Source organism: Vibrio sp. RC586 (assembly GCF_000176715.1).
GTDB lineage: Bacteria > Pseudomonadota > Gammaproteobacteria > Enterobacterales > Vibrionaceae > Vibrio.
Genome location: NZ_ADBD01000006.1, coordinates 64882 through 75288, shown reverse-complemented (window position 1 = coordinate 75288; position 10407 = coordinate 64882). Strand labels below are relative to the sequence as shown.

At 48.5% G+C, this 10407-nt stretch carries 8 protein-coding genes; 3 read left to right on the top strand and 5 right to left on the bottom strand.

What is annotated here, in order from left to right; all coding sequences use genetic code 11:
* Window positions 1-167 precede the first annotated feature (167 nt).
* From hemG to VOA_RS13985, 3 genes are read right to left on the bottom strand one after another with little or no spacing between them, the layout of a single operon-like run.
* Window positions 168-692 (bottom strand): menaquinone-dependent protoporphyrinogen IX dehydrogenase, encoded by a 525-nt coding sequence (gene hemG, locus VOA_RS13975; RefSeq protein ID WP_000645793.1) that lies wholly within the window; start codon window positions 690-692, stop codon window positions 168-170.
* Between the two features lie 22 nt (window positions 693-714).
* Window positions 715-2172 (bottom strand): TrkH family potassium uptake protein, encoded by a 1458-nt coding sequence (locus tag VOA_RS13980; protein ID WP_001160596.1) that lies wholly within the window; start codon window positions 2170-2172, stop codon window positions 715-717.
* A gap of 19 nt (window positions 2173-2191) precedes the next feature.
* A complete protein-coding gene (locus VOA_RS13985; RefSeq protein ID WP_001053260.1) occupies window positions 2192-2827 on the bottom strand; it encodes a YigZ family protein in 636 nt (211 codons plus the stop codon).
* Window positions 2828-3041: 214 nt separating this feature from the next.
* Here VOA_RS13985 and fadB point away from each other — a divergent pair, with 214 nt between their 5' ends.
* Both fadB and fadA read left to right on the top strand, forming a co-directional pair.
* Complete coding sequence (fadB, locus tag VOA_RS13990; RefSeq protein ID WP_000640252.1) at window positions 3042-5213, top strand: fatty acid oxidation complex subunit alpha FadB; 2172 nt, start codon at window positions 3042-3044, stop codon at window positions 5211-5213.
* Window positions 5214-5238: 25 nt separating this feature from the next.
* The gene (gene fadA, locus VOA_RS13995; RefSeq protein WP_001099253.1) at window positions 5239-6402 is read left to right on the top strand and encodes an acetyl-CoA C-acyltransferase FadA; all 1164 of its coding nucleotides are present in this window, start codon (window positions 5239-5241) and stop codon (window positions 6400-6402) included.
* Window positions 6403-6468: 66 nt separating this feature from the next.
* Here the strand turns inward: fadA and punR are convergent, their stop codons facing one another.
* On the bottom strand, window positions 6469-7374 hold the full coding sequence (gene punR / locus VOA_RS14000) for a DNA-binding transcriptional activator PunR (RefSeq protein ID WP_000491960.1): 906 nt from the start codon (window positions 7372-7374) through the stop codon (window positions 6469-6471).
* Window positions 7375-7530: 156 nt separating this feature from the next.
* On the opposite strand from punR, the gene punC reads away from it, so the two are divergent.
* Complete coding sequence (gene punC, locus VOA_RS14005) at window positions 7531-8733, top strand: purine nucleoside transporter PunC (RefSeq protein WP_009355772.1); 1203 nt, start codon at window positions 7531-7533, stop codon at window positions 8731-8733.
* Window positions 8734-8794: 61 nt separating this feature from the next.
* Here punC and glmU read toward each other — a convergent pair whose 3' ends face one another.
* Entirely contained in the window at window positions 8795-10156 is a 1362-nt protein-coding gene (glmU, locus tag VOA_RS14010) for a bifunctional UDP-N-acetylglucosamine diphosphorylase/glucosamine-1-phosphate N-acetyltransferase GlmU (RefSeq protein WP_032468158.1), read from the bottom strand.
* Window positions 10157-10407 lie beyond the last annotated feature (251 nt).

Genomic DNA, 10407 nt, shown 5'->3' with positions numbered 1-10407 from the left:
AAAATACCGAACTGAATCACTGCCAACGCTTGCTGCATCTGCCGTGTCAGTGAGGGCGCATTATAGAGATCTACTTCACACTGACAAGTGTTTTTTTGATTTTTTTTCGTCTTTTTTCACTGTTTGATGAAAAAAGAGTCACCAAGCCCTGAAAGTGATGGTTTTCTCTACCAATTGCGGAATTGTTCGGCAAATTGAGAGACTTTATTCCAGTTAGTGTATTCAACTTCTTTACTGGTATCGGTCTCTCCACCCGTTAAGGTCATGATCAGACGTATCATCATTTTGTCGAACCAACGGTAGCGAGGGTAATACAGTGCCCCTGCAAATACGGCGATACGCTCTGGCTGCCAAGGAGATTTTTTCAAGAAGGTTTGAATATAGGCGCTTCCTTCTGGCGTATCTTTGCCTTGCTCTTCTTTTCTTGCAGTAAGGTTAACGCAAAAGAAGGCGGCTTTATTACTGCGTAGGTCGTTAAGCTGATGTTGAATGAACTGATAGAGTTTTTCGTTGAGGCGGCCATAACGAATCGATGCGCCAATCAAGATTTTGTCGTAATCCGCCAACGAGATACCACTTACCAGATGCAGATCTTGGATGTCACAATCGTATTCCGGCATCTGCTGTGCGATGCGTTCGATAATTTTCCGCGTCTGACCTTCTTGGCTTGAATACAACAGTAACGCTTTCACAGCTCTCTCCTCTGTGTTATCACTAACTACGCCAGAATGTGGGCGTGAGTAGGATCAGTAAAGTAAATATTTCTAAGCGGCCAAAGAGCATGGACACAATCAAAATCCATTTGGCTTTGTCATTCACATCCGCAAAATGTACCGCAACTTCCCCAAGGCCTGGTCCTAAGTTATTGAGTGTGGCGGCCACTGCAGAAAATGCGCTGAGTTCATCCATTCCCGTTGCGATTAACGCAAGCATACAAACCACAAACACTAGCGCATAAGCGGAGAAGAAGCCCCATACCGCATCCACAACACGCTGTGAGAGTGCTCGGCCTCCGAGTTTTATCGGGTAGATGGCGCGTGGGTGAACGAGACGTTTCATTTCCCTCGCTCCTTGTAGGGTCAGTAACAGCACGCGGATCACTTTCATTCCCCCACCAGTTGAACCGGCGCATCCTCCTATAAAAGAAGAGAAGAGTAATAACACAGGTAAAAAAAGTGGCCAGTCCGAAAATCCTGTGGTGGTAAAACCGGCCGTTGTTGATATGGATACGGTTTGAAACAGCGCTTGGTCAAACGCTTGATAAAAGCTGTCGTAAGAATGGTGTTTCAGCAACACAGAAAAGCAGATCACAAACAGCAGAATTTGGATGATAAAGAAAGCGCGAAATTCAGGATCGCGCCAATAGTATTTAGGATGCACCCCACCACTGGCAAAAGCGGCATAGTGCAAAGTGAAGTTACACGACGAAATCAGCAGAAAGATTACTGTGATGAGGTTAATCGCATAACTGTCAAAATAGCCAATACTCGCATCATGGGTAGAAAAGCCACCGATGGCGATAGTAGAGAAGCTATGACAGATGGCATCAAATAAAGTCATCCCTGCCAGCCAAAAGGCAGCGGCACACGCAATGGTCAAACTTAAATAGATATACCAGAGTGCTTTTGCGGTTTCTGCAATACGTGGGGTGACTTTGGTGTCTTTGACTGGCCCAGGGATTTCAGCTCGATACAACTGCATACCACCGATGCCAAGCACTGGCAAAATGGCTACTGCGAGTACGATGATCCCCATCCCACCAAACCATTGCAAAAATTGGCGATAAAAAAGGATCGCTTTAGGTAATTCATCTAACCCCACAATCACGGTGGCTCCCGTGGTCGTTAGTGCCGAAAAGGATTCGAAGAAGGCATCGGTTACTGAGACGTTGGGATCGGCAGCGAGCAGAAAAGGCAGTGAACCAGCGCTGCCGATTACCGTCCAAAACAACACTACAATTAAAAAGCCATCTCGTGCTTTGAGTTCATGCTTGTGGTGGCGGTTAGGAAACCAGAATAAGCCGCCACACAGCAACAATACAAAGAAAGTTGAAACAAAGGGTACACCCGCCCCATCGCGGTAGATTAAGGCCACCAACGCAGGCGCAAGCATAGAAACGCTAAACAGAGCGAGCAAAAGCCCGACAATACGGATAATTGAACGAAATTGCATTATGGTTTGTGCTGACTCGCTAAGTTCTGACAGTGTGTTCCGGTGAGCGACTCACCTGTATTTTCGCACCACTTTTACTGATCACGGCTTGTAGGAAGTCATCACATTGCAATGCTTCCAATTCCACGACCAATTGTACTTGTTCATTATAGTGAGCCTCCCTTTCCGTGGCTGAAAATTGCACCATTAAGGAATGGAGTAATGGAATCATGGCGTAGTCTAGCGTCAGGTGCACAGATGTGGTGATTTTTTTCTCAATAGTTTGAAGTCGCTTGAGCGCTTGCTGCACTCCACCCCCATAGGCTTTAACGAGCCCACCGGTTCCTAGCAGTACGCCGCCATAGTAACGGGTAACCACCGCGGTGATCTCACCTACACCACTACCCGTCAGTTGAGCCAATATCGGCTTACCCGCAGTACCGGATGGCTCGCCATCATCACTAAACCCCCACAACATCGAGTCTTGCGGCCTCCCGGCCACAAACGCCCAACAATTATGTCGAGCATCAGCATGACGACGCTTTATCTCTTCGACAAAAGCTTTCGCCGAATCGATCCCCGGAGTGTGGGCCAGATAGGTAATAAAGAGGCTTTTTTTGATCTCTTCTTCAAACTGAGTGGTGTCAGCAGGAATGAGATACGGCTGAAGATTCATGGTTCAAGCACTCAAAAATAAAGTGGCACAGTCTAGCACGATATACATTTGAAATAACGACTCTCAGCGATAGCGCACAATGTTAAACACTTGTTTAAAAAATGTATTGAAATTCGCTATTCTCCAGTTCACACTGAATTAACTGGTCAAACCAGAAATGACAACAATAACCGCTCTCTCAGCAATCACTGATTGTATGTCACGGAGATAGACAATGATTTACCAAGCCAAAACCCTACAGGTAAACCAACTCGCTAATGGAATTGCCGAGCTGTCCTTTTGCGCTCCCACTTCCGTTAACAAACTCGATCTACACACACTAGAATCTCTCGATAAAGCGTTAGATGCGCTCGCCGCGGATCCCAGTGTCAAAGGCCTCCTACTTAGCTCAGATAAAGACGCTTTTATCGTCGGCGCTGATATCACCGAATTTCTGGGGCTGTTTGCCAAACCAGAAGCGGAGTTGGATGAGTGGTTGCAGTTTGCCAATCGCATTTTTAACAAGCTGGAAGATTTACCGTTCCCGACCTTGTCAGCCTTAAAAGGCCACACCCTTGGCGGTGGTTGTGAATGTGTGCTTGCTACCGATTTTCGTATTGGTGATGCCACCACCAGCATTGGTTTACCTGAAACCAAACTGGGCATCATGCCGGGATTTGGCGGAACAGTGCGTCTGCCACGTTTGATTGGCGCTGATAGCGCGATGGAAATCATCACCCAAGGTAAAGCGTGCCGCGCGGAAGAAGCGTTAAAAGTGGGATTACTGGATGCGATTGTCGATAGCGATAAGCTGATCGATTCCGCAATCACCACTTTGACTCAAGCGATTGAAGAGAAGCTGGATTGGCAAAAACACCGTCAGCAGAAAACCTCAGCACTGACCTTAAGCAAACTGGAAGCCATGATGAGCTTTACTATAGCGAAAGGTGTGGTCGCTCAAGTGGCAGGCAAACACTACCCAGCACCAATGACCGCGGTCGTCGCCATTGAAGAAGCGGCGCGTTTATCACGCGATGCTGCGCTGGATATCGAACGCAAACACTTCATCAAGCTAGCGAAGTCCACCGAAGCACAAGCGCTGGTTGGTATTTTCCTCAATGATCAATATATCAAAGGCCTAGCCAAACAATCCGCGAAAGCTGCAAGCCAAGATACCACACACGCCGCCGTGCTCGGCGCGGGCATTATGGGTGGGGGCATCGCGTATCAATCGGCTCTCAAAGGCGTACCTGTGCTGATGAAAGACATCGCACCACACTCTTTAGAATTGGGCATGACCGAAGCGGCTAAGCTCCTCAACAAACAGTTAGAGCGCGGCAAGATCGATGGTTTCAAAATGGCTGGCATTCTGGCTTCCATCACCCCTTCTCTGCATTACGCAGGGATTGATCAAGCGGATGTGATTGTTGAGGCCGTGGTTGAAAACCCGAAAGTGAAAGCCGCGGTACTCAGCGAAGTGGAAGGATTGGTCAATGCAGAGACGATTCTGACCTCCAACACCTCGACCATTCCAATTAACCTGCTCGCCAAATCACTCAAGCGCCCACAGAATTTCTGTGGCATGCACTTCTTTAACCCTGTGCACCGCATGCCTTTAGTGGAAATCATCCGTGGTGAACACACTTCAGAAGACACCATTAACCGCGTGGTCGCTTATGCCGCGAAAATGGGCAAATCACCAATTGTGGTCAATGACTGCCCAGGATTTTTTGTTAACCGCGTACTGTTCCCCTACTTTGCAGGCTTTAGCTTGCTGATGCGTCATGGCGCGAACTTCACCGAAATCGACAAAGTGATGGAGCGTCAATTTGGTTGGCCGATGGGCCCAGCGTATTTGCTTGATGTGGTCGGCATTGATACTGCACACCATGCTCAGGCAGTGATGGCGGAAGGCTTCCCAACTCGTATGGCCAAATCCGGCCGAGAAGCGATTGATGCCCTGTACGAAGCGAAAAAATTTGGCCAGAAAAATGGCAGCGGTTTCTATCAGTACACAGTAGATAAAAAAGGCAAACCGAAAAAAGCCTTCAGCGATGAAGTGCTCGCCATTCTCGCGCCTGTATGCGGCGCACCACAAAGCTTTGACCCACAAACCATTATCGAACGCACCATGATTCCGATGATTAATGAAGTGGTGCTCTGTCTTGAAGAAGGGATCATCGCTTCTGCGCAAGAAGCAGATATGGCGCTGGTGTACGGTCTTGGTTTCCCTCCGTTCCGTGGTGGTGTATTCCGTTACCTAGATACCATCGGTGTCGCTAACTATGTGGCTATGGCAGAAAAATACGCCAGCCTCGGCGCACTCTATCAAGTACCGCAACTGCTGAAGAGCATGGCGCAACAAGGAAAATCTTTCTACAGCGCTCAGCAAGCTAGTGCCCTGTAAATCGGTTTAGAAAAGGAATAACAAAATGAATACAGTAGTGATTGTTGATTGCCTACGTACTCCGATGGGACGCTCCAAAGGCGGTGCGTTTCGCCACCAACGTGCGGAAGACCTTTCAGCACATTTGATGAAAGGCATTCTGGCGCGCAACCCACAGGTCGATCCAAAAGAGATTGAAGACATTTATTGGGGCTGTGTGCAGCAAACGCTTGAACAAGGCTTTAACGTTGCGCGTAATGCGGCGCTGCTTGCGGGTCTGCCAATTGAGATTGGCGCGGTGACCGTCAACCGTTTGTGTGGATCGTCCATGCAAGCACTGCATGATGCGGCGCGCGCAATCATGGTCGGCGATGCGGAAATCTGTTTAGTAGGCGGCGTAGAGCACATGGGCCACGTACCGATGACTCACGGCGTTGATTTCCATCCGGGCCTGTCTAAAAACGTGGCCAAAGCAGCGGGAATGATGGGACTGACCGCAGAAATGCTCGGCAAGCTGCATGGCATTAGCCGTGAGCAGCAAGATGAGTTCGCTGCGCGCTCTCATGCGCGTGCTCATGCGGCAACATTAGAAGGTCGTTTTAAAAACGAGATTCTACCCACCGAGGGCCATGCTGCCGATGGTACGCTGTTCACCCTCGATTACGATGAAGTGATCCGCCCAGAAACCACAGTGGCGGGATTAGCTGAACTGCGTCCCGTGTTCGATCCGGCCAACGGAACCGTGACCGCGGGAACCTCTTCAGCACTCTCAGATGGTGCTTCAGCGATGTTAGTGATGAGTGAGCAAAAAGCCAAAGCGCTCGGTTTAACCATTCGCGCTCGCATTAAAGCGATGGCTGTAGCGGGTTGCGATCCTTCCATCATGGGTTACGGCCCTGTACCTGCTACCCATAAAGCGCTCAAACGTGCGGGCTTAACCATGCAGGATATGGATGTGGTGGAATTGAACGAAGCGTTTGCCGCACAATCTCTACCTTGCGCTAAAGACTTGGGCTTACTGGAGATGATGGATGACAAGGTCAACCTCAATGGCGGCGCGATTGCGCTGGGTCATCCACTGGGTTGCTCGGGTACACGTATCTCAACCACGCTGATCAATTTAATGGAAGCCAAAGATGCAAAATATGGCCTTGCTACGATGTGTATCGGCTTAGGTCAGGGTATCGCGACCATTTTTGAGCGCCCATAACCCTTCCGTTTTGTCTATCCCTGAAGCGTCGTTTAAGAGCCAGCAACGCTGGCTCTTGTTATTAGGTTATTTAGCTTGTAGCCAATCACTGTAAAGTTGATCGCTACTGCCCAGATAATTCACCATCCACTCAATCAATTTATGATTATCGTCTTTGCGCCACACTAGGCAGCAACGACTAAGCGGCTTTTCATCTGGCAGTACCTTCTCCACCAACTGACCACTGGCCAGTAGCGGCTGCGCCATATGCCTTGGCATATAGCCGACCCCGAGTCCACTTTTTAAACTTTCAATCGCGCTGTACCAGTTTGGCAGCAGCAAACGGCGCTGTTTAGGGTAGTGTTCGGTATGGCGTTTAGGCAATACGCTTGAGGTATCGTCCAAACAGATGGCTAAAAACTGGCTGATAAACTCTTCACTCAAATTCTGCTCGCGCACGCAGGGATGATTGGGTGACATCACAAATGCCCAGTCAAGAATGCCCATATCGCGCACTTCAAAATCGCCACCCACTGGTACTGCTGCGGTTGCGCCAATCACGATATCGGCGCGACCTTGTGCAATCGCTTCCCACGAGCCGTTGAACACTTCCATGTTGATCTGTAGTTCGGCGAAATCAAAGGTTTGGTAGAAGGCTTCCACCATCGGCTTCATCTTATCCAGCTTGACTACGTTATCGAGTGTTACTTTTAAGGTTTTACGCCAACCATGCGCAGCGCGTTTGGTTTGCGCACGGATCTCTTCCATCTGGCGTAATAACTGCCTCGCTTCAAGCATAAACAGCTCGCCCGCTGGAGTCAGTTCCACCTTACGCGGCAAACGCTGAAACAGCACAACGCCGAGCTCGCTCTCTATCTGGCGCACACTGTAGCTGATCGCCGAAGGCACTTTGTGCAGCACCTCTGCCGCCGCAGTAAAACTACCTAGGCGCGCTACGGCATCCAACATTTCCAAAGAGGATTTAGAAAACATCACTCACTACCTATCAAATTTTTTGCATGATAACCTAAAAATTTGCCGTTTCTCTTCATCGCCAGACAAAAATAGAATGTAAGCACAGAAAAATCCTGGCTCATGCCAACGGATTTTGGAAAAACATGTGTGAATAATTTTGATGGACATGAAAAAATGAAAGTTTCTTTTTTCCAGTTGGTTTACCTCTCAGCGCTATCCATGCTCGGTTTTATCGCCACCGACATGTATTTGCCTGCGTTTAAAATGATGGAAACCGCTTTTGCGACCGGCCCTGAACAAATCGCTCTATCACTGACAGTTTTCTTGGTGGGAATGGCGCTTGGTCAGTTAATGTGGGGACTCGCTTCCGACAAATTTGGCCATCGTAATACGTTGATTGCTGGCTTACTGGTTTTTACTCTTGCTTCTGCCGGACTCGCTTTCTGCACAACAGTATGGCAACTACTGTCGCTGCGTTTTATCCAGGCGATTGGTGTGTGCGCACCAGCGGTAATTTGGCAGGCAATGGTGATCAAGCGTTACCCAAGCTCAGTGAGCCAACAACTGTTTGCCACCATTATGCCGTTGGTAGCGCTCTCTCCAGCACTGGCACCGCAACTGGGTGTATTACTGGCGGATCACTTTGGCTGGCACAGCATCTTTTTAGCCTTAACCTTGATGGGTGTTGTGTTGGTGGTAAGCACGGGCTTACAAACCAATGAAATTGCCGAGCCGAAAACCACCTCTATTGCGCAAGACATTAAAGGCCTACTGAAAAGTAAAACCTACGTCGGCAATGTGATGATGTTTGCTTGTGCTTCGGCGGCGTTTTTTGCCTACCTGACCGGTATGCCAGAAATCATGGCGCAGCTAGGCTATCAAGCGCGTGATATTGGCCTGAGCTTTATTCCACAAACCATTGCATTTATGGTGGGTGGCTACCTAGGCAAGAAAGCGGTTCAGAAATACGGTGATGAACTGGTGCTCAAACAGTTGATTGCGCTGTTTACCCTATCAGCGGCGATGATTTTTGTCGCCTCACAATGGACGCTCAGCTCAATTTGGCCAATCTTGGCTCCATTCTGCTTAATTGCAGTGGCTAATGGTGCCATGTACCCGATAGTGGTTAACCGTGCTTTATCCAGTGCCAAACAAAGCCCAGCAACCGCTGCCGGATTACAAAATAGCTTACAGATCAGTATCAGCAGTGTATCCAGCGCTTTAGTGGCAGCAATGGCAAGCCAAGCGCAACCCGTGACTGGTATTGCGATTGTGCTGTGTACGGGAGGATTATGGATGGGTTATGTGTTGTCTAACCGTCAGCTACGTGAACAGTTCACCACACCCGACAATGCTCGCGTCGTCAGTGATGAATAAAACAGAACTTTGAGTAATACAAAAAGAGCCGCATTCGCGGCTCTTTTTTCAATCGGTTCAATTATTTCTTTTTCACTGGACGCTGCCAGCCTGAAATTTTGCGCTCTGGCGCGCGAGTGATGACTAACTCACCCTCAGCCACATTCTTAGTCAGGGTCGTACCAGCACCAATGGTCGCACCGTTACCAATGGTTACAGGCGCTACGAGCTGGCAATCAGAACCCACAAACACATCATCACCAATCACGGTTTTGTGCTTATTGGCACCGTCGTAGTTACAGGTGATCACCCCAGCGCCCACATTCACGCCTTTGCCAATCTCAGCATCGCCAAGATAAGTCAGGTGATTGGCTTTTGAACCTTCACCAAGACGAGCATTTTTCATCTCCACAAAATTGCCGACATGCGCATCATCGCGTAGCTCTGCTCCGGGACGTAGACGAGTAAACGGTCCAACTGTACAGTTTTCACCGACCGTCGCCCCTTCAATTACGCTGTATGGGCGGATCACCGTGTTGTCATCAATCTCACAATCTTTGAGAATCGAGCCCGCGCCAATCACTACGTTATTACCGATCGATACATTGCCTTCAATAATCACGTTAACATCAATTTCCACATCTGAGCCGCACTGCAAAGCACCACGCAGATCAAATCTTGCCGGATCGCGCAACATCACACCTTGTTCAAGCAGCTTCTTCGCCTGACGCGCTTGGAAAGCACGCTCCAGACGCGCCAATTGAATGCGATCGTTTACCCCTTCCACTTCGATTGAGTGTGAAGGATGTACCGCTTCGACTGCACGGCCTTCATCATGCGCTGCAGCAATCACGTCAGTCAGGTAGTATTCGCCTTGCGCGTTATTGTTGTTTAGGCCTGCCAACCAACGCTTAAGATCGCGGCCAGTTGCCACCAACACCCCAGTGTTGACTTCTTTGATCAGCTTTTGCTCTTCGCTGGCATCTTTTTGCTCAACGATCGCCACCACAGGGCCACGTTTACGTACGATACGGCCGTACCCCGTTGGGTCTTCCAGAACAACAGTCAGTAGTGCAATGCCATCGGTGGGCTGTGCTTCAAGTAAACTTTCAATAGTGTCTTCAGAAATCAGCGGTACATCCCCGTACAACACCAAGATTTTTTCATCATCTTGGAAATGGGGAGAGGCCTGATCTACGGCATGACCAGTACCCAATTGCTGTGCTTGCAATACCCAGTTAACGTTTTCATTGACCAGAGCCTGCTGCATCTGATCGCCACCATGGCCATAAACCAAATGGATATTTTGCGCCCCGAGGTTATTACACGTATCAATGACGTGTTTCACCATAGGTTTACCAGCTAATGTATGCAGCACTTTCGGCATATTAGAGTGCATACGAGTTCCTTTCCCTGCCGCGAGAATTACCGTACTGAATTTCATTTGTTATCTACCTAGTCATTTTTCTGCGTTGTATTCTAAACAGCAAACCTAAAATAGTTAATTGCCGATTATCTCGAAAATAAGAAGAGCGATTATTTTCATAGAAAATAGGGTTTATTTACTGGTATTCACTCAATAACGGGACGAAAAACATCCCATAACATCACAATATCTCGCACAATTGCTATCAAAAAAGAGACAAAAAAGAGACAAAAAAGCCTGACATAGGTCAGGCTTTTTATCAGCTTATT

Excerpts from the sequence above, each read along its gene's own strand:
- punC (WP_009355772.1), top strand. The coding sequence starts at position 7,531 with ATGAAAGTTTCTTTTTTCCAGTTGGTTTACCTCTCAGCGCTATCCATG.
- VOA_RS13985 (WP_001053260.1), bottom strand. The coding sequence starts at position 2,827 with ATGAATCTTCAGCCGTATCTCATTCCTGCTGACACCACTCAGTTTGAA.
- punR (WP_000491960.1), bottom strand. The coding sequence starts at position 7,374 with ATGTTTTCTAAATCCTCTTTGGAAATGTTGGATGCCGTAGCGCGCCTA.
- glmU (WP_032468158.1), bottom strand. The coding sequence starts at position 10,156 with ATGAAATTCAGTACGGTAATTCTCGCGGCAGGGAAAGGAACTCGTATG.
- fadA (WP_001099253.1), top strand. The coding sequence starts at position 5,239 with ATGAATACAGTAGTGATTGTTGATTGCCTACGTACTCCGATGGGACGC.
- VOA_RS13980 (WP_001160596.1), bottom strand. The coding sequence starts at position 2,172 with ATGCAATTTCGTTCAATTATCCGTATTGTCGGGCTTTTGCTCGCTCTG.
- fadB (WP_000640252.1), top strand. The coding sequence starts at position 3,042 with ATGATTTACCAAGCCAAAACCCTACAGGTAAACCAACTCGCTAATGGA.